This is a genomic window from Flavobacteriales bacterium, assembly GCA_016699575.1.
Classification (GTDB): domain Bacteria; phylum Bacteroidota; class Bacteroidia; order Flavobacteriales_F; family PHOS-HE28; genus PHOS-HE28.
Genome location: CP064979.1, coordinates 4,450,948 through 4,473,215, shown reverse-complemented (window position 1 = coordinate 4,473,215; position 22,268 = coordinate 4,450,948). Strand labels below are relative to the sequence as shown.

Sequence of the window (22,268 nt, the reverse complement as noted above, 5' to 3'; positions counted from 1 at the left end):
ATTATTTTCCGGCGAAGCATGGGCGGAAAAGAGACCGGAGAGCGAGTTCGAAGGGATCCCAAACAGGCTCTTAGGGCCAACTTGCAGGGCCGTGAAGCAGTTCTACCCTTGGTTCTTCAACAACGACACACCGCGGTGGAAGCGTGCCGCCGCGCGCTTCCTGCTCGCGGTTTCGGTGCTGGTGCTGCTGGCTGCCGCAGCATGGCTCTTGTTGGCGTGACGGACTTCGCCGCTGCATGGCTTCGTTCGGGAGCACACGGCGTCAGCGCGGGATCGGTCCGGAATAAACGATCATCTTTGATACGAAGGCGGAATTCCCCGTCCCTCGCCCAACCAACCCCTTCTTCACCATGCGCACAAGCACCTTGTTCCCCATTGCTGTCTGCGGTCTCGCGCTCTTCGCCGCCCGCAGCAGCCCTGCACCCAGCGAGCCCATGGCCGCGCCCGCCGTGGATGCAGCTGCCCTCACCGCCACCATCCAAGGCATGGAGGATGCCTATGCCACAGCCGCAGCCGCCAAGAACGTGGATGCCGTGATGAGCTATTACGCCGACGATGTGGTGAGCTACGGCATGCACCGCGAACCCCTCATGGGCAAGGCCAGCCTGCGCCAGGACATGGCCGATAAGATGGCCAACGACACCTTGGGCCGCACGCCCACCTTCAAGGTCATCGATGTCTTCGCTGGCACCGACCACGTGACCGAGATCGGCTCGTGGACCGACACCGACAAGACCGGCGCGGTGGTGGACCAAGGCACCTACTTCGCCATCTTCAAGAAGAGCGGCGACAGCTGGCAGTGCGTGCGCGAGATCAGCACCAGCAGCAAGGCCAAGGAGGAAGCCGCCGTGGCCGCGGTGCAGCCCTGAGCATCGATCGATCATGCAGCGACGCCCGCTCTGGACAACAGGGCGGGCGTTCGTTTTGCGCTTGCCTCACTACCGCCTCCGCCCACCGAGCAAACCGGTCAATGCCGCAACATGCGCCCACAGCACCACCGGCACCAACATGGCCGGTAGCAGCACCCACGGCACGGCAGTCACCAGCACGTTGGGCGTGGAGAAATTGATGCGCTGCACGCTGCTCGGAATGCTCAGCACCGCGGTGACCACCACGATGAAGAGCAGCACCAGGCAAGCAAGGTTCCACGCGATGAGCACGCCTCTGCCGGGTGGTCGCTTGCTGCGCAGCCACAGTAGCATCAAGGCCGCGCTGATGCCGCTCGCGATGTCGAAGTTGAAGCCGCTGTACGTCATGTCGCGCGGCACAAGGCCCGCCTCGTACCCTTGGTGCAGCACCAGCTCCACCGGTAAACGCAGCACGTGCACGGCGGTGAGCGGCACCAGCGGCAACCCGCCCAGCCACGCGCGCCCGCGTTGCATGGCCAGCGCCACAAGCAGCGCCACCACCACCGGCGCCAGCAGCAGCATCTGCGGGGGAGGGAAGGCCAACGCGTTGGTGTAGGTACCACGCCATGCCACCACGCTGTGCACCGCACCGAGCGCCACCACCGCAGCGGTGAACACCTTGCTGCGCGTGGCCGCATGCACCGCACCGATGCACCACAGCACCGCTGCGGCAAAGAGCACGTAGGCCAGCACGGGCATGCCACGAACTTACTTTGCAACCATGCAGCTCCGTCGTTCTTTCTCCTGCCGCTCTTCCTTCCGTTGTTCGCCGCTGCCCAGACCTGGGAACTGGTGACACCCGTGAAGAACAACAGCGAGCTATCGTCCGTGCACATGGTCGATGCCGTCACCGGCTTCACCGTGCATCGTATCCTGGGCTTCGTGCTCAAGACCACCGATGCCGGTGCCAGCTGGCAGCGCCAACCCTACAACCTCATCGACAAGCCGCGCATGCTGTGGATGTGGGACGACCAGCGCGGCATCATCGGTGCCAACTCGGGCCGCTTCTACCGCACCACCGACGGCTGGGCCTCGGCCACCTCCGTCTTCGAGCCCACCTTCGGCAACATGGCCGTGCTGCACTTCGTCAACGACACGCTGGGCTGGGCTGGAAGCGAAAGCGGCAAGATCGTGCGTACCACCGACGGCGGCGCCACCTGACACAGCAGACCAGCGGCACCACCAACGCCATGGTGGCCCTGCACTTCGTTAACGACCAGCTTGGCTTCGCGGCCGCCACCGGCGCCCTGCTCCTGCGCACGGTGGACGGCGGTACCAACTGGGCCCAGGTCACCACGCCCATCAACTACAACCTGCGCGGCATCCACTTCGCCGATCCGCTCAACGGCATCGCCCTTGGGCTCGGTGGCGAGATCATCAGTACCACCGACGGCGGCGACAACTGGACGCTGGAGCCCAGCCCAACCACCAACAGCCTGCTGAGCCTCTTCGTGCAAGGCAGCATCCTGCTGGCACCGGGCAACAACGGCACCCTGTTGCGCAGCACCAACGGCGGCGCTAACTGGACGCTGCTGTCGCTCGGACCGCAGGACCTCTACAGCGTGTGATCGACAGCACCGGCATCGGCGTGCTCACCGGCGAAGCCTGCGTGTACCGCACCCTCGACTTCGGCGCCTCGTGGACGCCCGTGCAATCGGGCACCTACCACACCATGCTCAACAAGGTGAGCTTCGGCACCGATCAGAACGGCGCCACGGCAGGCTGGCTCACCTCGGGCGGTGTGCAGAACGGCGTGCTGCGCACCGCCACCGGCGGCCGCACTTGATGAACGTGAGCGCCGGCAATGCGCAATGGCTGGGCGTGCACCTGCGCGCCGACGGCACCGGCTGGCTCGGCGGAGGCGTTGGCGCCAACCGCAGCACCACCGACTTCTTCGCCACCAGCACCAACCACCCCGGGCCCAACATCGCCATCCGCTGCACCTGGGCCTTCAACGACAGCACGGCCATCGTGGGCGGCGGTTACGTGAACGGTGGCTGCTACCGCACCACCAACACCGGCGCCACCTGACGCAGACGTCCGGCGGCAACATCTTCGACCTCTGGTTCGTGAACGATACCCTCGGCTTTGCCGGGGCGAAGGCGGCACCCTCTTGCGCTCCACCGACGGCGGCGCCAGCTGGCAACCGCTCGCCAGCGGCACCAACGCCGACATCCACAGCATCTTCTTCCTCAACGACACCCTGGGCTTCACAGGCGGTGGCGGTGGCCTGCGCACCACCGATGGCGGCGACACCTGGACCTACCTCGGCGGACTGCCCCAGTACACCAAGAGCATCTTCTTCACGCACCCCGACACCGGTTATGCCGTGAGCGTGAGCGGCCAGGTGGTGCGCACCACCGACGGAGGCAACGATTGGGTGAACATCGTGCCCGCACCCTTCGACGCCATCATCGGCGATGCCACGCTGGCCGACGGTGCGCCGATCGCCGTGGGGCGCTACGGCGATGTGTACCGCGCTCCGCTGGCCTGTCCCACCGTGCCGGCCGTGCCCACCGTGCCGCAGAGCGGCCAAACGCTGTGCACCGCATGGCGCCCGCAGCCGCAGTGGTACCTCGATGGCCTGCCGCCGCCCAACGCCACCTGGCCCTGCATCACCGCGCCCACCAGCGGCAGCTACACGGTGGTGTACACCGATGCGCTGGGCTGCACCAGCGCACCGTCCGTGCCGGTGCAGATCATCAACACCGCCGCGCCAGCGCCCACCACCACTGCCTTCACGGCCTTCCCCAATCCCACCACGGGCAGCGTCACCCTCTCCTTTGCCGATGCCGCCCCGCGCACCGTGCTGCTCTGCGATGCCTGCGGCCGCGTGCTGCACACCCAGCACACCAACGGCCCCACCGCCACCAGGCACCTGCACCACCTGCCCGCCGGGCTCTACATCCTGCGCGAAGCAGGCGGCGGGAATGCGGTGAGGGTGGTGCGGGAGTGAAGCACATGCACTTCATGATCCCAGTCTTCACGTTCGACCGGTCGGAGGAAGTTGTGCCGGGGTTCGCTGTGGCGGTGCATCGAGCCGAATTCACCAAGGCCATCGCTGCCGAGGACGTCCACACCTTCGGTGGAAAGGACCTGGTGCTCGTGGACGATCGTGCACAGTTCGCTGAGGTGGCCATCCTGCGTGCCTTTGAAGCAGAGGGGTGGGAGGGACGCTGGCTGGAGACCTACGGCAAGCCTGCCATGAAGCCCGCCTTGTGGCGCGAATGGAAACTGGAGGGCCCGGCCGCACAAGAACACGTTTCCATTGAAGTGCCTTGGGCGATCGAACGGCTGCACGCGATCGCCGTTGCTAATGGCAACACCTACGCAGGCTGCTGGGATGTGGTCGCGTGGAAGGAGGGCAGACTGGTCTTTGCTGAAAGCAAGAAACAGAAGAAGGACCGATTGCGCGGCACGCAGTTGCGCTGGTTGGAAGCAGCCCTCACGTGTGGAATGACCGTCGAGGACTTTCTGATGGTGGAGTGGCGTCTACGCTAGCCCACCTGGAGCCAATCATCGTTTACCGTGCCGTTCTCAACAAGTGTCGCGCGTAGCATGGGCTTCTCGCCAACGACGAAAGTCACTGCTATGCCCACCGTGCCGGGCGCCTGACCGCAGAGGCTCACGAGGTGTTCGGAGATCGTACGTGGAGAAACGATCGCTGCCAGCTTTCCATTCCATGACGACCAGCGGGTATCGCGTGCTCTCGTGCTTTTCATCCCAGCAGTTCTCACCGGACTTGGACCAGATCGCCGGATCCTTGCACACCTCCTTCTTCGCGTTCAATGGGCCACCGGGTATGCGGCTTTCGATGGCGATCTGGCCCGGGTCGTGAAGTTCAGTGCCGCGCTTGCAAGCTTTGGCCAAGTAGGCGAATGCGTAATAGCTCACGGCTTCGCGCTCCTTCCCGTACCAATGCTTCAGCCTGATCTCAAGGGCAAAGAGGGATAGGGTGCGGTGCACTACGGAGAGCAATGGCTCCGGCTGCGACTTGGCGCTGATCCGCGGATCGACCAGCGGATCCCGGCGTGGAACGATGATCGCAAAAGCGTGCGCCACTCGGTGAGGACAGTCAACGTCTGTGGGCCAACATTCCGCATGCGTCGGAAGTCTTCCCTGCTGTGCACCAGGTAGTGTAGGGCAACTTCAGCGTCTTTGAAGCTGAAGATCCAGGCGTCGAGTACGGATCGGCACCGAGCGTCAAGGTGGGCATAATGCTGCCGTATGCGATCCTCTTGCTTGGAAAGTGGCGGCCATTGGATGGGGATGCCGGGCGGACTGAACAGCGCCAGTAGTTCCTTTTCCACGTCAGCGCTGCAACCCAAATCAGTGCTGAGCCCTCCTTCTGTCTCAGCTGCCTTGCGCACTTGGATCATGGTGCGTAGCCGGTGCTCGGCACAACAGGCCAACAGCTGCTCACTGGCACCTACATGCTGGGCCACTTCGGTTATGGTATACCTGGCTATGACGTCAGCGGGGGAGAGGTGCGGAGCGCGCACGGTTGTGAGGTATGGCGATGGAACGCTCAATGCTCGGGCTCAATTGCGCGGAGCGACAAGATGATGCCGTAGGTGTCCAACATCCTGTAAGGCGGAGCTCGGACTACTTCCTTGCTTGATCCACGATTTGCTGATAGAGTGCCTTTCCCATCAGCTTGAAAGCGAGGTCCTTGAAGGCTTCCGACCGTCCAAGTATTTGGTGACGATGCGATCGTTCTTCTCCATGCGCTGCACCATCAGGTTGTCCATGATCTCACGGATGCCAAGCAGGAACTTGTCCTCGGGGTTGGCCAGAGCCGTGTCAATCACTCGTTGGTCCTCTACAGCCTCGGCTTGTATTTGATCGAAAAAGAACTGGTCCGCTTCCGTGAACTCGGTGCTGAAACGCTCATTGAGGACACCCACGATCGTGGAAAGGGGTACCTCAGGGTCATCCTCCTTGCCCGTGCCGACCGCTGTTGGTCCACCGATCGGTACGATGTCGCCCGTTTTGAGGTCAATGGCCCCGGTACCCAAACGCTCCAAGCGGTAGTAACGAAGGTTAACATCGCCTGTAGGGTCCATTGAACGCGTTTCTTTCCAATATGCAGGTGTGCGCGTAGCTCACGTGCGAAGGAGTAGAGCTTTTCCTGGTCCGCATCGGCCCACGGGAGTATCTGGCTCATGAACGCGTATAAGTTCACATAGGCTTGCAGCTTGTCCTTGAAGTGTTGCTGGTGGTCGTCGTTCTCCAACGACTTGAAGCGGTCCTTGGCCGGTTGTATGTGCTTGACCAGTCGCTCATGGTCGGCCTTTTTGTGACGATGCTCGGGCTGGTAATAGATGGCGGCATAGGCCTCCACTTCGTGCAAGTGGTACACCTGCATGCCGTCCAATTCATGCTTCAATGCCTCGAGCTGTTCCGGACGCGACTCTTCCTTCAATTGCGTGACATCGAAGAAGGGCTTGAAGGCCGTGTAGATATCGTCCGCGCTGTTCACGAAGTCCAGCACGAACGGATGCTCCTTCCTGGGAAAGCGCCGGTTCAACCGGCTGAGCGTCTGCACGGCTTGTACACCGTCCAAGCGCTTGTCCACGTACATAGTGTGCAGCTTGGGTTGGTCAAAGCCTGTTTGGTACTTGTTGGCCACCAGCAGGACATTGTAGTCAGGGCTATCGAAGCGTTCGGGTAGTTGGGCTTCGCTGATCGATCGGCCTGTCGCCACGTCGATGTTCAGCGATGGTTCGGTGTATTCTGCTCCACTGACCGGGTCCTTCACCTTGCCACTGAACGCCACCATGGGGTTCACGTCGGCATAACCGTGCTCCTTGATGTAGCGCTGGAAAGCTTCGAAGTAGCGCGTGGCGTGCAAACGAGAACCGCAGACCACCATTGCCTTGGCTTTGCCACCGAGCAGGTGTTTTACATGCAGACGAAAGTGCTCCACCATCACTTCGGTCTTCTGCTCAATGTTGTGCGGATGCAGGCTCATGAACTTGCCGAGCTGCTTGGTGGCCTTTTTCTTCGGCAGCTTCGGGTCGTCCTCGATGGCCTTCACCAACCGGTAGTACGTGTTGTAGGTGGTGTAGTGCTGCAATACATCGAGGATGAACCCTTCCTCTATGGCCTGCCGCATGCTGTAGTGGTGGATGGGCTTCCCGAAGAGTTCGATGGTTTTCCCCTTCGGGGTCGCGGTGAACGCGAAGAAGCTCTAGTTCTTCTGCTTTCCTCGGGCGCTCATCACCTTCGTGAGCACGTCCTCGCTGCTGATGTCCTCGCCTTCCTCCGCTGTGCCTGCGCCACGGATCGCCTTGAGTTCCTTGGCAGCATCGCCGCTTTGGCTGCTGTGCGCTTCATCCACTACGATCGCGTAACGGCGCTTGGCTGATCTTGGTCTCGTACACGGCGGCTTGTTCAGCGGCCAGCTGCTTCTCGGTTTCCGATAACCCATCATAGTTGCCACCGGCTGCGAGGTTCAGCAGGCCCTTCAGCACCCACGGGAACTTCTGCGAGGGTGGTAATGACGATGCTCGTGCCGTCCACCAGCGCCTCGGCCAGTTGCCTGCTGTTGTCGTCAATGGCCTGTACCACGCCTTGTGCGTGTTCGACCTGGTAGATGGCGTCCTGCAACTGCTGGTCGAGTACGCGCCGGTCGGTTATCACCACTACACAGTCATACACCTTCTCGTCGCCCTCGTTGTGCAAACTGGCCAAGCGGTGAGCGAGCCAGCTTATGCTGTTGGTCTTGCCGCTGCCCGCGCTGTGCTGGATCAGGTAGTTGCTGCCGGGGCCATGTGCTCGTGCCGCATTGATGAGCGTTCGCACGGCGTCCAGTTGATGATAGCGCGGGAACACCACGGTCTCCTTCTTCACCATCCGGCTCTTGCCACCGGCTTCGTTCACCTGCTCCTCCTTGTGCTCGGTGAAAATGAAGTGGCCGAGAATGTCCAGGAAACTGTCGCGTTGCAACACCTCTTCCCAGAAGTAGCCCGTGCGGTACCCGCTTGTGTGCTCCGGATTGCCTGCCCCGCATTGCACCTCACCGGGGTGGCTACCCTGATTGAACGGCAGGAAGAACGTCTTCTCCAGTTCGAGCTTGGTGGTCATGTGAACTTCGTCCACATCGGCAGCGAAGTGCACGAGCGCGCGCTTCTGGTAGCTGAAGAGCGGTGCGCGCGGGTCGCGGGTCTCCTGGTACTGCTTCACGGCGTCGTGCCAAGTCTGACGCGTTCCGGGGTTTTTCAGTTCGCAGGTGGCCACCGGAAGACCGTTCAAGGAGAAGGTGAGGTCCATCTCTTTGCGATCGCCCGGATGGCACAGCACCTGCCGCGTCACGGTCAACCGGTTCTTCGCGTACAGCGCCAATACCTCCGGGTTCAAGCCATGCGCGGGTTTGAAGTAGGCAACCCGGAAGAGCTTGCCATAGAACTTGAAGCCGTGTCTGAGCACATGCAGGGTGCCCTTCAGGTCAAGGTCTTTCAGCAGAGCGTCCAGCAACTTCGCCTTCAGTTCTGCACCGTGCAGCTTTTCCATCTGCTGCCACAATGCGCCTTGCGTGGCTTGTATGAAGCCCTCCACTTCATCCGGGAAGTACGCGTTCGCCTTGTCCCATCCAGTATTGGCCAGTTTCTCCCACCCGCTTCGGGCGTGCAGGATGTCTTCCAGGTTCGCTTCGAACATGGTTTCGCTGGTCACCTTGGTCATGCGAGCAAGGTAGCCGTCGGCGGTTATTCAAAAAGGCCCAACTGGTCGAGCTGCTTCGGGTAGAACACCCTGACGATCACAAAGGGATTTGCAGCCCGCATGGCGTGGAACTTCTGGGTGGTGCCCAAAAAGAGGTGGATGTCATGCTCCTTGAGGAAGGCCCCCCGTATTTCGCGCGCACTTTGGCTACTGCCACTTCTTCATTCCCTTCAGCGTCCCGCAGGCAATTCCAGAAGAGCTGGCCGATCTCCCAATCCTCGATCATCATGCGGCTTTCCTTGCCGTCGGAATCCACGAAGCGGTAGTAGAACTTGTAGGGCAACTTCGGATCATCTCCTTGGGCTCTTCCTGAGCTCCCTCCGCGAACAGGTCCAACTGCTGTCGCGCATCCTTCCATACCGGTTTCCAGTCGCGCTCATCCTTCTCAACGTCGAAACTGATGAACCGTGCTGGCTTGAACGTGGCAAGCGAAACGTTGGTGGGCTCCCTGGCTTGCAGCAATGAGCTGCGCCATGCTGGTGTACACCTTTCGCAGGCAGAAGTGCTTTCGTTCAGCCCACGCGCGTTCAGTGCCGATATGCTCGCCAACGGCAATGGCGTTGAAGTCACGGTTCACCGGCGAGTGGCTTTCCGGCCGGAAGTCATCCTTGCGGCGTTCGAGGTCGGCTTCTATCCAGGTGTACTTGCGCACCGGCATCTGGCCGCTGCGTTTCATCTGCATGAGGAAGCTCAATGGCACCGGGTAGATGCGCACCCATGTGCCGTCCTCGCAGATACCTGCGGTGCACACCAACTCATCGTAGCTACGGCTCGGCAGCGGGTAGGTTGTCACCGTCAGGAGCACCCGCATCCGCGCCATGGCTCACAGATGCGTGAGTTGGCCGTGGAAGTCGGGGCGCTGCACGACGGCCTTGGACAAGGCGTTGCGGTGGCAGCAACCCACCTCGTGCTCGAAGCACATAATGGCCACACGCCGATGCTGTTCTACCAATGCCGCTATGTGCGCTTGTGCACTAGCGGTGGTCGATAGCGTGCGTTCCGTGTGGCGTGCGAAGAGCGCATCGCGATCGGCCTGCGTGTGTTCAGTTCCTGCCGTTCATCGCTGGCGATGCCCACATCGGGCAAGTGCTCGTAGCGATCCCCACGCCTGCGCAGGCATGTTGCAGCTGCTTTTGCTGAACCCGTACTTCATGCTGAAGGTATTGCGCCGCACATCGCACAGCACGGCGATGTGCGCTTTCAGCAACTTATTCAGGAAGGCGTCCAGGTCGAGACCCTCGTAACCGATGGTGGCAAGCCTTCCGGTCCGCCGCTGGCAGGGCTTGGACAACTGATTGTTGCTGCGCAATGGTCAGCAAACGGGCCGCCATTTCGCTGCGCAAGGCCGTGAGGGGTAGCGTACGTAGGTCTCGCGCACCAACGCCTCGCGGATCCAAAGCACCGTAAGTGGCAAGCAGTGCATCCAGCGCATTGCGGTCGGTGGGCCCCAGTGCGGCCAAGTGGTCTTCCTTGTCCAGCAGTTCCCATTCCCGCTCGTGGTTGGCCATCAGTCCGCGGGTAGTCCACGCCACCAGGTCAGCATTGGCTTGGAAACTGAAGGCACCGAAGCGGTAGGGCACGAAGTGATAGTCCGCCTTGCCGCGCTGCACCACGTATAGCATCAGCAACTTATGCAGGCGCATCTTCTCAGCGCGGCCGCCCAAAGCTTGCAGCAGGGCTAAGAGCAGGCGACGGCGGTAGTACATGAGGCAAAAGTACCCGCATCGGAACCGGCTTGATGGACCACGCGCAACGTGCTTGCCAACGCACCTCAGTGGATGGGGCTTCACTTCCACATGGCACCTTCCAGAATTGCATCGTGGTGTTGCTGCCAGTACATGGGAAGGTGCTGCCACCCGGGCCGTGCACCTTTGACACCTACAATGTCATGTGCGACACTCCTTCAATGACCAAAGGCTCCACTCAAGGAAGTCTCCTGCACGACTAAGGCAATTGCTCTGCACCACCGCTGTCGGTAGTGTTCCCTGATCGTGACTATGATCCGGTCGCGGTCGTTGTGTATACCGGTGTACTTGACCCGGCCATCCAAGTTCACATCACTTCGGTCATAGGCAGAAACCACATTGGTCGGGAGTACTCCACCCAATTCAACAAGGACTACATCACGGTCGTTGTTCACGCCCGTGTACTTTACTTCTCATCGCCGTTTGTGTTACCAGGCCATAACGCGTGAATACCGGAGACCTCAATCTGTGAGGCTGACCCAAAGGCCGAGCCGGCCGTGAAATCGTGCACCAGGGTTCCGGTCATCGACAAGTGAACTCGGGGCGGGGCTCAGAACGCTTAGGTGATTGCGGTGCCTGATGGCGATATGGTAATTCCCTTCCGGAGCATGTGTCCCGGGTACGGAAAAGCCGTCGAGGTCTACTACATCACCATCGCGTTGCACCAGACATGCTGCTGAGGCTGTAATCGAGGTAGTGGCATCCCCAGGCTGAAGTTCGAGCACAACCCAATCAACGATGGCGTTGTTGCCTTGTACCGCAAGGACGGTTGGTGAGATGGCTTGGCTGCTTTCACCTCGGAAGACATAGCCGAGGGAGGAATACGGCTCCGTCACTGGAACAAGCCCGGCAGCCCGAAGGCCGTCGCATCAGTGCTGTTCCCGTGTCATATGGACCGCCCAAGAAGACTTCGATCGCCACGGATTTCGGTAATCGTTGCCGCAATCGACCGAAGTGCGGCATAGGCGTCCAAACGGCCTGCACCGTGGTACTGGTCCCAACCTGGCGTGTCTTCAGCGGGGTCGCCTACTTGGTCGTCGGCCGTGGCCATCAGGATGCTCCGATGCTGTCCGCTCCCAATGTGACATCAGTGCTCGATCAATCCAGCAACCCCGCAAACAATGGGGGACGCTTGAGGATAGCACCCCAGTAAATTGTAAGTTCGTGTTCGACGAGTAGTTCAATCCGTACATGTAGTTGCCCGGTGCTACAAGGTCTATGTGGGTACCGAAGTTGCCGCTGGTCGGGTCCTTAGAAGAAAGGCGCTACGCGTTCGTCGTTCGTGTCGGTGGCGCCCACGGCGATCACGTTGTTGTACCTGCGTGGTAGTAGGTCACCGCGTTGTTGAAGTTCACCATGCAAGCCACGATGACCACGTCGTTGGCGTAGGCATAGTTGATGGCTGTTTGCATGGCAGCTGAGAACCCGCTACCGCCGATCGACATGTTCACTCACATCCGCGCCGTTGTCCACAGCATAGTAGAACGCCGCAGTCATGTTCGCGCTCGTGGCTGAATTGGAACTGTTCAGCACCTGCGTGATCATCAGTTTGCAGTTCCAATCGACGCCAGCATATCCGATACCATTGTTGTCTGGTAGCGCCGAGCAGCCCGGCCACGTTGGTGCCATGGCCACGTATCGTCCATCGGACTGTTGTCGTTGTTCACGAAGTCCCAACCTTGGCGATCATCGACCTCCCGTTCCCATCATCGTCGATGCCGTTCCCGGGGATCTCGTCGCTGTTGTTCCATATCCGGCCCGCAACGTCAGGATGGTCCAATTTGAAGCCTGAGTCCAAGATGGCCGCAACCCACCCCGACCGATCCCGGTGGCGATCTCCCATGCCTCGCGCGGATATCGATGTCCGCGTCGTCTCACTCGGTCCCGTTGAAGGTTCCATCGTTGAAGTGTGACCATTGACGCGGATAATGGTGCGGGTCATTCGGTGTTATTGGTGGTGGCGCGCTGCCTTGCGCCAGGTAGTTCGGTTCGGCGAATTGCACTTCCCCCGTTGCCATGTATTGCGCGATCGCTTTGTCCGGATCGATGGCCGTGGAATAGCGCAACAGCAGGAGGCCATCCGTTTCCGGCCTCGCTTTCATTTTCGTTCTGCGGCCTTGATGCAACAATCCGCTCAATGGCCACAATGCCCATTGCCGAGTTCAGACGGTCCACGCTCTTAAGCCTGTGCAAGTGGCGCATTGGGCGCCCAAGAGCGGTGCCCCACTTCTGAACTGGACGATGAGCTCGTTGGATACACAGGCAGAAGTTTGCCCAAAACAATGAGCGTTGTAACCTATGAGAGACAGTAGGAGCAACGGTATGGATCGGTTCATGGAGTTGGGGGCGGATGATGAAAGTGGTGAATATTCCGATGGACCCGCACGGTGTGTTCAGTAGGCCTCAGGAAAGTCCAGCCGACGGTGAGGAGGTATCGCCCGCACCTTCCCTTTTACTGGCGCTCGCATTGGCTCCAGCACTATTCGGCGCCTATGGCACCGCCAGTTGCCGTTAGGTACGAAGCAAGGGTCATAACGCGGTCAGTACAGCTCGCTTCGGCCGCAGCAGTATGGAACGCTCCATCGGTGGTAACGAAACGCACTGGGGCTTTACCGATGGCATGGGCCGGTCCGATCATCCAACACAGATCCTCGTCCCAAATGAAGTTCCACCATTTCCTCCGTTTGCTTTCGACATTGATCCCTGTAGGAGCGCGCAACTTGCCTATCAGTCCGGCGAGCAGCCCGTAGTTCGCTTCGAACTTTTCTTGAAGGAACCTGCTACGGCCTTGCGCATCCGCTTCAGACTGTTCCGTCGGTACGGATGCGGCGTGACGGTCCACAATGTCGCGGCACTGCAAGGGCAAGAAATGCTCATCTGCGAAGAACCGCTGCAAGGCACCCTGGTCAGCGGAGGAACTGAAGGACCCAAGCCGTTGCATACTGATGACCCAAGCCCGCTCTTTTCATTCATCTGATCGGCGAACTCCATGGCGTTTTTCACGAAGGCGTTATCGCTGGAGATCCGGCGCATGCAGCCTGGCATGGTAGGCCATTTGGGAGAGTGCTAGCGCATTGCGGGTATCGTTCTCTGCGGCTTTCCCGAACAGCGTGACAGGTCAAGGCCGAACCGGAAGGGCACGCATTGCAGACGGTGGTCGTTTGCACTCCATGCAGCCGCATGGTGCGCGAGAAAGACCAAGGCCTTCATGCTCCTATTGTGCTCACTGTTGGGGGTATGTGTAGTACTCATGATAAAAGGTAGTTCCAAGGTCTCCGAAAACGAAATGCAACGATGGAAACCTCACTCCACCCGCATATTCACTGTGACAGCCACGCTGATCAGCGCCGCACGGTACTCTTGCTGTCGGGGCTAGGGGCTAACATGGCATCGCGCTTCGCTGTCCAGTTCAATGCGGGGCGGGTACTTAAACCCCAAGCCGTGATCTCCCAGAGCGCGGCATTCCAAACCAGCACTCCGCCATCTTTCTTCTTGATTTGTCCATCAAGAGGCCGTCTCCATGTAGCGCGTGTGTCCGTGTAGAACTCGTTCCTACAGGATGGTGGCGTTCGATAGGTAGGAGGGGAACCCCATTTTAGTAGATCCCTGACGGCATTCTTTCCCTTCGCTGTTCCAAGCAAATTGGCCATGGTGAGCCGCTTGGGGTTGGGCAGTGCTTGATCCGTGCGCTGCCACGAAAGATCGGCCATGCGTGGGGTATGGTGGTACAGCGCATTGATCGTTGCTCTGAAATGTTCCCCCTCTCCACCCAGAAGAAAATAGATGCGCATTGCGCTCCCCTCCGAGGCAATACCTCTGGATAGCACGAGCTTCCAGATGTCCTTTAGGACCTCGCCGGCCTTCTCGTTCTTTAGCCACTTCACTTCGCAAGCGAGCCCGTTGTCACCATCGTGAGGCGCAATGAAAACGTCATGCTGAATGGGGCGTCCTTGTTCCGGAACACGGTTAGTGCCTAACCAGCAAGGATTGTTCGTCCAACTGACTGTCTTCTCGGTGTCAATACGATGTGCATGTGTGGGCATGGCTGCAGCCAAGCCACGGACCAACGCCGACCGGATGTGATCCTCGGTCATACATAATGATGCTGGCGTGATCAGCTCTTCGCTCAGCGCCGCTTCCACTTTTAGGAACGCACGCTGCATCCACTCCTTGTAGTCCGTGGTGGTCATACGATTGTGTTGGTCGCCACCCGCACCTTCCCCGTTACCGCCGCGCTTATCAGCGCCGTGCGGTACTCCTGCAAACGCAACACCGCTTGCTCCACCTTGGTGATCAGCGCGTCGATGCGGATGGTCGATGACTCGATGTATGCAACGATGGTCTCTTGCTCCTTGAGTGGTGGGCAAGGCATCACGATGTTGCGCACCACATCCTGTCCGATGTTCTGCATGGAATCACTTGCGCCGGATGTGTTCTGCTCCATGTATGAGCGCCCTGCGCGTGACCGAAGGAAGTGTACCAGGTAGCGTCCGTTGCTCACGCCGGGTAATGCGTGGAAGCGATACAACTTGTCACAAAGGATCAGTCGCGGCCGAACCTTGTCCACGTATCCACAACTTCCGATCAGATCCACAGTGTTCGCACGGCTCATGAGAATATCACCGGGCTTGATCTCCAGCGCGGGTATCGGCTCCTCGGTATCGGGAAGCCGCTTGTTCTCCATCTCGTTCAAGCTGGTGCCGTTCACGCACCCCGCTTTAAGCACACCCCATTCACTTTCGTCGGCGGGGTAGTTGTCGCATTGTGGCGACCAGCCCTGTTCCATCGGGCCGATAATGTGTTTCAGATCCTTCACCTCCCAATGCTCCGGCACCTCCCCCAACCACGGCACCCCGCTCTCCTTCAACTTCACTTTCGCAACCAAGCCCCGCGTAACGGCGCGGGTAATAAGGGCCCTGGCGCTTCTCCTTAAGCAATTGCACCAGCCGCTGCTTGCGCGCCATAAGCCCATCGATGCGCGCCGTGCGCTCGTCCAGAAAGGCCGCGATGGCGCGTTGTTCGGGGAGGGGGAAGGGCGAAGGCGGTGTTCTTGACCGTCTCGAACTCCAGACTTTCCACGGTTGCACCTTCTTGTCGCCACAGCGGAAGCAGTTGCTCTTGTGAGCCGTGTATGAAATACGCACAGAAGCGCACGTCCACATTATCAGCCACAGGGATGCATCCCTTCACATCCTGATTGATCGCCATTCGTCGGCTGTTCACGCAGACCGGGATCGTGTGTTGCAGAATGCCAGAGCGCGTAAGCAGTAGAAGGCTGTTCGGTGGTACTGTGTTCGCCGCGCTCTCTGTAAGAGCATGCTCCGATATGTGGTCTTCTGTGTCAGAGATCCACATCTTCTTCATGTCCTTTGCAGACACCCAAGGCAGCGTTCCTTCCCAGTATGCCTCGTTCGTAGTGCTTGGGGTGCCACCACTTTGGAACCGGAAGAGGAAGCGGATTTTCTTCATCTCCCAATCCGGGGGCACCTCCCCGAGCCAGGGGATGCCGGAGGGTTTAGTGGCTGCGTTTCCCTTCATTGCGGAAAGGCCAAGCGTGCTGCATCCAGTACGGGAAGAAGGTCTGTCTTGATCCGCTCCTCAATAGTCTTGCTTAGATCAAAGCCACGTTCACGCGTAAGTGGAATTCTAATGGGAGCGAACTGTATCCACTTCCCATTTGGATCGACCTTATGGACGACTTGACGTTCCGTGCCGATAACCCCTTTGATGCTGTCCAATCGGGTGTCACTGCTCTTCAATTCATGCTCATCGCGGACCTCCACAACAATGACCAGCTCTGTTCCCTTGGTAAAAGCGTCCTCCAACAGGACGGTCACGTACGCGCGATCCTCGCGGTGAACGGAAATATACCAAGAACGACCCGGGTTGCGCGTTAACTGCATTTGCATTGCCTGAGCTGCCGTATTCAAAGCCGTGGTCAGATAGACGCGAAGACTGCCTTCCAAGGCGATCACACGTTGGATCCTCTCGGCATGCTCTAGGTAGAATCTCACTTCGTCCGTGATCTCCATGTTCTCGGTCAATAGGTGTATGTTCTGTTCCAGGTCGATCAGGTACTGCCGGTATGGTTCCGGCATTGGGTAGGTTATCGGAAGTTGTGCGACCACAGCCTCCATAAGTGCAGCATGAGTGATGCATTCATACTGCGGGTGACCCACAGGTCTTGCTTTTAGGCATAGCACAATGCCGATCTTCTTTGCATTGGGAACTGAGGTCAAATAGTCATCGAGGTTATTGTTGAGCACATGGAAGACCTTGTTCTCGATGATCACAGCATTCTCCGCGCCCCCGATTCGGCCGTCGACTTCAATTCCATCATGTGCGATGATGTCCACAGCAAGCCCCTTCTCCGTCGTGAACTCCCTTCTGATGGACATGCTCTTGCCGACCCTTACCCTCTTCCCTGCATTCGCAAGATCCACGAGCGTATCAAGGAACATTGTACCGAGTCCGTGTAGCCCACTAGGGTCCATGAAGAAGGAATACCAGTTGCTCAGCACATCCTCGTAGTGAGGATAACCTGAGATGGAGAAAAGGTCTGGTCGCGGGGGTAAGTCTTCCCCCGGCAACTCCTTCAGCAATTCCGCAAGATCATCCAGAGGGCTCATACCGTAATGTCCTTCAGCATCCCCAATATCTCCTTCTCCAAGCCCGCGATCTCGCCCTCTATCTCTTCCAACGCGCGCGGCGGGGTGTACACATAGAACTCGCGCGTCAACGGCACCTCATAGCCCACCTTGGTCTTGGTGGTGTCCACCCAGGCATCGGGCACATGCGGCAACACCTCGCGCTGGAAGTAGGCTTCGATGGTCTCGCTCAGCGGCACGCTCTCGGTGTCGCGCAGGTCGGCATCGGGCTCGGGGCGGCCCTTGGCATCGGTGCACACCGCAGCCTTGGGGTCGCGCTCGCCCAAGGCGGTCACAATGGCTTTTACCTCGGCAGCATCCAAGCTAAGGTCCGCGACTTTGGCCGCTTTCTTCAGTTCGGCCAAGAAGGTCTTGCGGTCCATGTAGAGCTTGTCCGCAGGTAGTCGCCTGAGCAAGCGCTTGATGGCTTCCTGGCGTTGTTTTCCGGCTTCTATTTCCTTCAGACGTTCGGCTTCGTTCTTCACCTTCTTGCTGCTGGCCAGGTTCGCGAAGGCTTTCACTTCATCGAGCCGCGCAACGCGTTCGGCGCTCGCCCGGAAGTTCAGTTGCAGCGGGCGCTCCACGGTGATCTTGCGATAGCCGAAGTGCGCGTTGGGGAACACCTTGCTGACCATCCGTGCTTCGCTCTTGCCGTCGATGGTGAAGACTTCCTTGCCTCCATCGGCCAAGGCCCCGTAGCACCGGGTGATGGCGTCGATCTGCTTGTCGCTGATCACGTTGCGTTTGTTGCCAAGGCTCTTGCGCATTTTGCCGAAGAAGAGGCGGGCATCCAGCAGTTGCACCTTTCCCTTGCGCGCCTTGGTCTTGCGGTTGGTGAGCACCCAGATGTAGGTGCTGATGCCTGTGTTGTAGAAGAGCTGGTCCGGCAATGCCACGATGCCTTCCAGCCAGTCGTTCTCGATGATCCAGCGGCGGATCTCGCTTTCGCCGCTGCCCGCATCACCCGTGAAGAGCGGGCTGCCGTTGAAAACGATCGCTATCCGGCTGCCACCGTTGTCCACCGGCCGCATCTTGCTGAGCATGTGCTGCAGGAAGAGAAAGGCCCCATCGTTAATCCGTGGCAGGCCCGCACCGAAGCGGCCGTTGAAGCCTTGTTTCTCGTGCTCCGTCTCCACCACCTTCTGCTGCTGCTTCCACTCCACACCGAACGGCGGGTTGGCCAGCATGTAATCGAACTGCGCGCCCGCGTGCTGGTCGTCTTTCAGTGTATCGCCCAGTTTGATGTTGTCGGCGTTCTCGCCTTTGATGAGCATATCGCTCTTGCACACCGCCCACGACTCGTCGTTGAAGTCCTGTCCGAAGAGCTGCGGATTTGCCTTGCTGTTGAGGTTGCGCAGGTAGTGCTCGGCCATGCTGAGCATGCCCCCCGTGCCGCAGGTGGGGTCGTAGATCGTCTTCACCACATGGCTCTTGGCCAGGTCGGTCTCATCGCTCAGCAACAGGTTCACCATCAGCTGGATCACTTCGCGCGGCGTGAAGTGATCACCGGCCTCTTCATTGCTCTGTTCCGCCCCGATCCGGATGAGCTCTTCGAAGACGTAGCCCATTTGCGTGTTGTCCACCCTGGCCGGGCTCAGGTCCACTTCCGGTTTCTGGAACTCCTTGATGACGCGGTAAAGCAGGTCCTTCTCGGCCATGTAGGCCACCTGCTCACCGAACTTGAACTTCTCGAAGATGGCCCGCACGTTGGGGCTGAAGCCGTTCATATAGCCCACCACGCTCGCGGCGACATTGTTCACGTCGGCAGTCAGCTTACTGAAATCAAGCTGGCTGGTGTTGTAGAATTTCACGCCGCTCACGGAGGTGAGCATGCTGACCTGCACAGTCTCGGTCTTGGTCTCGTCCCCCGCGAAGGAGGCATGTTTCTTCAGCACCGCTGCCTTGGTTGGTGCTAGGATGCTGTCGAAGCGCTTGAGCACGGTGAGCGGTAGAATAACCTTTCGGTATTCGTTGCGCTTATAGGGCCCGCGCAGCAGATTGCATATGTTCCAGATGAAATTCGCAAGCTGCTGATGGGTGTCGGTGGACATGGAGATCCTGATAGAGGCGTTCGTTAGCGCAATGAAGTGATTTTCCGCATGGCGCTCGGTCCTGGGGCCGTGAACACGCACCCTCCCCAAAAAACACCCCGCCCCGGCCTTTCGACTGGGGCGGGATGTTTGAAGTGCTCACGCTACTGCATTACGGCAGCGGCGTGGCGTAGCCCTTGGCGGGGTCGCTGAACGGACCGGGGTCGGGGTAAGCGCCAATGGCGCGCACCCTGAACCAGTGGTACCGACCAGGCTCACGGTCTTGGGCAACGAAACTGGCGGTGGAGCATTCGTCCAGCCGCGCCCAGCCGTCGGCGGTGGGCGGGTCGCTGGCGTTCACTTCCACATGGTAGAGGTAGGCGCCGTGCACGGGGGTCCAACGCATTTCCACGCTGCCGGGTAGGGGGCCCATATCGGCCCGGAAGTTCTCCGGCTTGGCGGGAAGCCCGACGGGCTCGCCCGGTTTGCGCACCTCGAACCCACTGCTGAGGATGATGCTCTCCGATCCCTGCGCCGTGTTGCTCACATAGAGCGAGAGGCGCACCATGAGGTCGTCAAGGACGTCGGCGGCTTCGTTGCGGAGCACGATCTTCTCGTGGTCGCCGTTCTTGGCCGCGTTGTTCTTGTCCTCCAGGTCGGTAGCGGCATCCCCCACCACCAACAGGGTGGGCGTGGGCGTGGCGAAGCTGAGGTTGCCGGTCATGGCGGTCACCACCTTGCGGGCGTGGGCCACCTTCTCGGCAGGGTTCAAACCCGCCATACCTGTTTTTGCCATTTTCATGACTCGTAGGTGTTGTGCGATGGCACCGGGTCCGGGCCTTTTGCTTTCCCTGGCCGGGGTGCCAGTACCCGGGCCCGGTCCGATCGCTGGTTGCCGACTTGTTGCCTCACGCCGATGGCAGGTCGACGTTCGCTTACATCAACGTGGCTTTCCGGGCGTTGTTGTGTTGAAGTGACCGCCGAGCCTGCTTTTCCGGAGGCGTACCCTGTGCAATAGCTGCCGTTAAAGGCTTTCCGGATGCCGATGCCGGGCTGGAGCGCGCCGTTGCCCGTTCTCCGGAAAAAGGGCAAACCAGGGCGGCCGCACGGCTTCCGAAGGGGAGGGTAGGGACGGATGGGGATTTTCCATGCATGGTTTTTCAAAAACCATGCATGGTTTTTTGCTGACCACACGTGGTTTTTTGCTGACCATGCATGGTTTGCGGCTCACCACGCATGGTTTTGCGCTGACGACGCGTGGTTTCTGGCTTACCGTTCATGGTCCTGCGCTATCCATGCATGGTTTGCGGTCATGCATGCATGGTCCTGCGTTGGCCATGCATGGTTTGCGGCCGAGCGTGCATGGTCTTTCGCTATCCATGCATGGTCTGGTGCGTTCCATGCATGCTCCATGGCAAAGCATGCATGGTCTCGGGCTTACGACGCATGGTCCGGGGCTGCCCACGCATGGTTTTGCGCAGAGTGTGTATGGTCTGAGGCGACCTGCGCATGGGGAGCGCTATGAACGCATGGTGCTGGGCGGTGTGGGCAAGCAGTCTGTCCCGCACCGTTGGCGCGGAGTGCGCCGTACCAGGGTCGCTAACGGTCAGCGGTGCTCAGGTGCTGAGGGTGAAAGCGGGGAAAGGTCGATGGGCTGCGGTCCCTTGAAGAACGCACGCATGTACGGTCGCCCCATGATGACAAAGAGGAAACCCGTGAGCACGGATACCACGATGACGGAGAAGCCCAGTGATATCACGGGAGGCAAGCCGGTGGGTTCCGACTCCAGGCCGCGGTAGAAGCTCACCACCTCGGCCGGTGCAACCACGAAGAGCAGCAGGCGGAACCACTTCAACGCTTTCGTTGAACGCATGGCCATGCTGGTGGCTGAGAACAGGAGGACCGTGCCGCCGAGGATGTGCAGGATGGCGGCCCCGGCTACCACATCGGCAGAAAGCACCCCAACGGGCACCTCGTACGTCCGCCGGAATTGATCGGAGTAACGCAGTAGCCCGCCGATCCATGCCACCGATGACGTGTAGAAGATGATGGCATAGATGATCACACAGGCCAACGTCACCTTGGCAGCCACATGCTCACCGGGGTCGCGCTTGTACGACTTGTACAAGCGCAAGCCCGTGACGACCAAAAAGAAGAAGATGAGCAGCATGCCGGCAAACTAAACGGCCGGGCCATCACGCACGACATTACTGGGCTGCTCCGCTTGGTAGTCCTTCCATAGCCGTGGTTCGCCATCTTCGTCGCGCCACCCATGCGCCGCTTCATCCTCCCCCCCTTGCGTTGGCTGTGCGCCATGGCCTTTTGGTGCGTGGTGGTGAGCGTGTTGTGGGTACTGCTGCTCCGCGTGGCCGACCCGCCGGTTACCGGGGTGATGGTAGAACAAGCCGGGGCGCAAGAGAGCTTCGAGCGCACGTGGAAGGACCTGGACGAGATGAGCCTGTGGATGCCCTTGGCCGTCATTGCCAGCGAAGACCAGAAATTCATGGACCACCGCGGCTTCGATAGGGAGGCGCTGGAAGAGGCTTGGGCCAACTACAACAACCCCAAGCGGCGCAACAGCAGGCTGAAGGGCGCCAGCACCATCAGTCAGCAAACGGCCAAGAACGTCTTCCTGTGGGACGGCCGCACCCTTGTGCGCAAAGGCATCGAAGCGTGGTTCACGGTGCTCCTCGAAGCCTTCTGGAGCAAGGAGCGCATCCTGGAGGTGTACCTGAACGTGGCCGAGACCGGCAAGGGCCGCTTTGGTACCGAGGCCGCTTCGCAGGGCTGCTTCGGCAAAGCCGCCGCCAAGCTCAGCCAGCGCGAAGCTGCGCTCATCGCCGTGCAACTGCCCTCGCCGCGCCGTTACAGCTGCAAGCGGCCGGGCCCTTTCACCACGCGCCGTGCCGCCTGGGTGGTGCGCAACATCAACAACCTGGGCAACGTGCTGGACCCGGCCGTGCGCGAGAAGAACGCCAAGGCCAAAGAGGACAAGGAAGCCCGCAAAGCCCGCCGCAAGAAGAAGGTGGCTTGGATGGCACCGGTGGGCTGGATCGCTTCGTCGCAAAGCCTCCTCGCGATGACGATGGACGCCGCGAGCCAGCCCCATGAGCCCGTTGCGCCGCAGCAGGCCCTGGGCGTGCGTCATCGCGAGGCTCTGCGAAGCGATCCAGCACAGTGCATCCATTTTCTGATCACCTGATCTTCTGATCC

General features: G+C 59.9%; 25 protein-coding genes and 3 pseudogenes. 10 read left to right on the top strand and 18 right to left on the bottom strand.

From position 1 onward, the window contains the following. Positions 1-350: 350 nt before the first annotated feature. Complete coding sequence (locus IPJ76_19005; protein ID QQR86631.1) at positions 351-869, top strand: DUF4440 domain-containing protein; 519 nt, start codon at positions 351-353, stop codon at positions 867-869. 69 nt (positions 870-938) lie between these two features. On the opposite strand, the gene IPJ76_19000 is transcribed toward IPJ76_19005, so the two are convergent. Next, positions 939-1,607: a hypothetical protein gene (locus tag IPJ76_19000; GenBank protein ID QQR86630.1), complete on the bottom strand. Its 669-nt coding sequence runs from the start codon at positions 1,605-1,607 to the stop codon at positions 939-941. A 63-nt stretch (positions 1,608-1,670) separates the two neighbouring features. Here IPJ76_19000 and IPJ76_18995 point away from each other — a divergent pair, with 63 nt between their 5' ends. The 6 genes from IPJ76_18995 to IPJ76_18970 all read left to right on the top strand — a co-directional run bounded on the left by IPJ76_18995 (position 1,671) and on the right by IPJ76_18970 (position 4,409). Further along, positions 1,671-2,069 carry a hypothetical protein gene (locus IPJ76_18995; protein ID QQR86629.1) on the top strand — a complete coding sequence of 133 codons (399 nt, stop codon included), beginning with the start codon at positions 1,671-1,673 and terminating at the stop codon, positions 2,067-2,069. A 29-nt stretch (positions 2,070-2,098) separates the two neighbouring features. Beyond that, complete coding sequence (locus IPJ76_18990) at positions 2,099-2,476, top strand: hypothetical protein (GenBank protein QQR86628.1); 378 nt, start codon at positions 2,099-2,101, stop codon at positions 2,474-2,476. Then, positions 2,473-2,694: a hypothetical protein gene (locus IPJ76_18985; protein QQR86627.1), complete on the top strand. Its 222-nt coding sequence runs from the start codon at positions 2,473-2,475 to the stop codon at positions 2,692-2,694. The genes IPJ76_18990 and IPJ76_18985 overlap by 4 nt, the downstream gene beginning before the upstream one ends. Then, complete coding sequence (locus tag IPJ76_18980) at positions 2,694-2,939, top strand: hypothetical protein (GenBank protein QQR86626.1); 246 nt, start codon at positions 2,694-2,696, stop codon at positions 2,937-2,939. The genes IPJ76_18985 and IPJ76_18980 overlap by 1 nt, the downstream gene beginning before the upstream one ends. 82 nt (positions 2,940-3,021) lie before the next feature. After that, entirely contained in the window at positions 3,022-3,864 is an 843-nt protein-coding gene (locus tag IPJ76_18975) for a T9SS type A sorting domain-containing protein (protein ID QQR86625.1), read from the top strand. A gap of 14 nt (positions 3,865-3,878) precedes the next feature. Beyond that, a complete protein-coding gene (locus tag IPJ76_18970) occupies positions 3,879-4,409 on the top strand; it encodes a hypothetical protein (protein QQR86624.1) in 531 nt (176 codons plus the stop codon). A 36-nt stretch (positions 4,410-4,445) separates the two neighbouring features. Here IPJ76_18970 and IPJ76_18965 read toward each other — a convergent pair whose 3' ends face one another. After that, a complete protein-coding gene (locus IPJ76_18965) occupies positions 4,446-4,970 on the bottom strand; it encodes a hypothetical protein (protein ID QQR86623.1) in 525 nt (174 codons plus the stop codon). A 329-nt stretch (positions 4,971-5,299) separates the two neighbouring features. Here IPJ76_18965 and IPJ76_18960 point away from each other — a divergent pair, with 329 nt between their 5' ends. Then, a complete protein-coding gene (locus IPJ76_18960; GenBank protein QQR86622.1) occupies positions 5,300-5,482 on the top strand; it encodes a hypothetical protein in 183 nt (60 codons plus the stop codon). Between the two features lie 78 nt (positions 5,483-5,560). On the opposite strand, the gene IPJ76_18955 is transcribed toward IPJ76_18960, so the two are convergent. The 9 genes and pseudogenes from IPJ76_18955 to IPJ76_18915 form a co-directional block, all read right to left on the bottom strand. Continuing rightward, positions 5,561-5,719 (bottom strand): hypothetical protein, encoded by a 159-nt coding sequence (locus IPJ76_18955; protein ID QQR86621.1) that lies wholly within the window; start codon positions 5,717-5,719, stop codon positions 5,561-5,563. An 11-nt stretch (positions 5,720-5,730) separates the two neighbouring features. Further along, positions 5,731-7,026 carry a type I restriction endonuclease subunit R gene (locus tag IPJ76_18950; protein ID QQR86620.1) on the bottom strand — a complete coding sequence of 432 codons (1,296 nt, stop codon included), beginning with the start codon at positions 7,024-7,026 and terminating at the stop codon, positions 5,731-5,733. A gap of 75 nt (positions 7,027-7,101) precedes the next feature. Further along, positions 7,102-7,251 carry a hypothetical protein gene (locus IPJ76_18945; GenBank protein QQR86619.1) on the bottom strand — a complete coding sequence of 50 codons (150 nt, stop codon included), beginning with the start codon at positions 7,249-7,251 and terminating at the stop codon, positions 7,102-7,104. Continuing rightward, positions 7,244-8,594: pseudogene (locus tag IPJ76_18940) on the bottom strand (type I restriction endonuclease subunit R). Before IPJ76_18940 ends, IPJ76_18945 begins: the two are co-directional and overlap by 8 nt. Positions 8,595-8,617: 23 nt before the next feature. Beyond that, positions 8,618-9,453: pseudogene (locus tag IPJ76_18935) on the bottom strand (hypothetical protein). Positions 9,454-9,456: 3 nt separating this feature from the next. Further along, positions 9,457-9,672, bottom strand: a pseudogene (locus tag IPJ76_18930) (DUF488 family protein). Between the two features lie 169 nt (positions 9,673-9,841). Next, positions 9,842-10,339 (bottom strand): hypothetical protein, encoded by a 498-nt coding sequence (locus IPJ76_18925; GenBank protein ID QQR86618.1) that lies wholly within the window; start codon positions 10,337-10,339, stop codon positions 9,842-9,844. A gap of 1,467 nt (positions 10,340-11,806) precedes the next feature. Beyond that, entirely contained in the window at positions 11,807-12,007 is a 201-nt protein-coding gene (locus IPJ76_18920) for a hypothetical protein (protein ID QQR86617.1), read from the bottom strand. Between the two features lie 245 nt (positions 12,008-12,252). Beyond that, on the bottom strand, positions 12,253-12,480 hold the full coding sequence (locus IPJ76_18915) for a hypothetical protein (protein ID QQR86616.1): 228 nt from the start codon (positions 12,478-12,480) through the stop codon (positions 12,253-12,255). 467 nt (positions 12,481-12,947) lie between these two features. Here IPJ76_18915 and IPJ76_18910 point away from each other — a divergent pair, with 467 nt between their 5' ends. Beyond that, positions 12,948-13,355 (top strand): hypothetical protein, encoded by a 408-nt coding sequence (locus IPJ76_18910; protein ID QQR86615.1) that lies wholly within the window; start codon positions 12,948-12,950, stop codon positions 13,353-13,355. Positions 13,356-13,719: 364 nt separating this feature from the next. On the opposite strand, the gene IPJ76_18905 is transcribed toward IPJ76_18910, so the two are convergent. The 7 genes from IPJ76_18905 to IPJ76_18875 form a co-directional block, all read right to left on the bottom strand. Next, complete coding sequence (locus tag IPJ76_18905) at positions 13,720-14,568, bottom strand: hypothetical protein (GenBank protein QQR86614.1); 849 nt, start codon at positions 14,566-14,568, stop codon at positions 13,720-13,722. Beyond that, positions 14,565-15,251, bottom strand: a complete 687-nt coding sequence (locus IPJ76_18900; protein QQR86613.1) for a restriction endonuclease subunit S — start codon at positions 15,249-15,251, stop codon at positions 14,565-14,567. Before IPJ76_18900 ends, IPJ76_18905 begins: the two co-directional genes overlap by 4 nt. Positions 15,252-15,307: 56 nt before the next feature. Next, positions 15,308-15,847 (bottom strand): restriction endonuclease subunit S, encoded by a 540-nt coding sequence (locus IPJ76_18895; GenBank protein ID QQR86612.1) that lies wholly within the window; start codon positions 15,845-15,847, stop codon positions 15,308-15,310. 65 nt (positions 15,848-15,912) lie between these two features. Then, positions 15,913-17,007: a PD-(D/E)XK nuclease family protein gene (locus tag IPJ76_18890; protein QQR86611.1), complete on the bottom strand. Its 1,095-nt coding sequence runs from the start codon at positions 17,005-17,007 to the stop codon at positions 15,913-15,915. After that, positions 17,004-19,076: an N-6 DNA methylase gene (locus IPJ76_18885; GenBank protein QQR86610.1), complete on the bottom strand. Its 2,073-nt coding sequence runs from the start codon at positions 19,074-19,076 to the stop codon at positions 17,004-17,006. The genes IPJ76_18890 and IPJ76_18885 overlap by 4 nt, the downstream gene beginning before the upstream one ends. A 151-nt stretch (positions 19,077-19,227) precedes the next feature. Then, positions 19,228-19,857, bottom strand: a complete 630-nt coding sequence (locus IPJ76_18880; protein ID QQR86609.1) for a hypothetical protein — start codon at positions 19,855-19,857, stop codon at positions 19,228-19,230. Positions 19,858-20,661: 804 nt separating this feature from the next. Further along, complete coding sequence (locus IPJ76_18875) at positions 20,662-21,225, bottom strand: hypothetical protein (protein ID QQR86608.1); 564 nt, start codon at positions 21,223-21,225, stop codon at positions 20,662-20,664. 102 nt (positions 21,226-21,327) lie between these two features. On the opposite strand from IPJ76_18875, the gene mtgA reads away from it, so the two are divergent. Then, positions 21,328-22,257, top strand: a complete 930-nt coding sequence (gene mtgA / locus IPJ76_18870) for a monofunctional biosynthetic peptidoglycan transglycosylase (protein QQR86607.1) — start codon at positions 21,328-21,330, stop codon at positions 22,255-22,257. Positions 22,258-22,268: the final 11 nt, after the last annotated feature.

Coding starts and splice junctions, on each gene's coding strand:
- IPJ76_18880 (QQR86609.1), bottom strand. CDS start 19,857: ATGAAAATGGCAAAAACAGGTATGGCGGGTTTGAACCCTGCCGAGAAG.
- IPJ76_18970 (QQR86624.1), top strand. CDS start 3,879: ATGATCCCAGTCTTCACGTTCGACCGGTCGGAGGAAGTTGTGCCGGGG.
- IPJ76_18950 (QQR86620.1), bottom strand. CDS start 7,026: ATGCGGCAGGCCATAGAGGAAGGGTTCATCCTCGATGTATTGCAGCAC.
- IPJ76_18905 (QQR86614.1), bottom strand. CDS start 14,568: ATGACCACCACGGACTACAAGGAGTGGATGCAGCGTGCGTTCCTAAAA.
- IPJ76_18910 (QQR86615.1), top strand. CDS start 12,948: ATGGAACGCTCCATCGGTGGTAACGAAACGCACTGGGGCTTTACCGAT.
- IPJ76_19000 (QQR86630.1), bottom strand. CDS start 1,607: ATGCCCGTGCTGGCCTACGTGCTCTTTGCCGCAGCGGTGCTGTGGTGC.
- IPJ76_18915 (QQR86616.1), bottom strand. CDS start 12,480: ATGAAAGCGAGGCCGGAAACGGATGGCCTCCTGCTGTTGCGCTATTCC.
- IPJ76_18920 (QQR86617.1), bottom strand. CDS start 12,007: ATGGCACCAACGTGGCCGGGCTGCTCGGCGCTACCAGACAACAATGGT.
- IPJ76_18980 (QQR86626.1), top strand. CDS start 2,694: ATGAACGTGAGCGCCGGCAATGCGCAATGGCTGGGCGTGCACCTGCGC.
- IPJ76_19005 (QQR86631.1), top strand. CDS start 351: ATGCGCACAAGCACCTTGTTCCCCATTGCTGTCTGCGGTCTCGCGCTC.
- IPJ76_18990 (QQR86628.1), top strand. CDS start 2,099: ATGGTGGCCCTGCACTTCGTTAACGACCAGCTTGGCTTCGCGGCCGCC.
- IPJ76_18890 (QQR86611.1), bottom strand. CDS start 17,007: ATGAGCCCTCTGGATGATCTTGCGGAATTGCTGAAGGAGTTGCCGGGG.
- IPJ76_18925 (QQR86618.1), bottom strand. CDS start 10,339: ATGTACTACCGCCGTCGCCTGCTCTTAGCCCTGCTGCAAGCTTTGGGC.
- mtgA (QQR86607.1), top strand. CDS start 21,328: ATGCGCCGCTTCATCCTCCCCCCCTTGCGTTGGCTGTGCGCCATGGCC.
- IPJ76_18875 (QQR86608.1), bottom strand. CDS start 21,225: ATGCTGCTCATCTTCTTCTTTTTGGTCGTCACGGGCTTGCGCTTGTAC.
- IPJ76_18895 (QQR86612.1), bottom strand. CDS start 15,847: ATGAAGAAAATCCGCTTCCTCTTCCGGTTCCAAAGTGGTGGCACCCCA.
- IPJ76_18885 (QQR86610.1), bottom strand. CDS start 19,076: ATGTCCACCGACACCCATCAGCAGCTTGCGAATTTCATCTGGAACATA.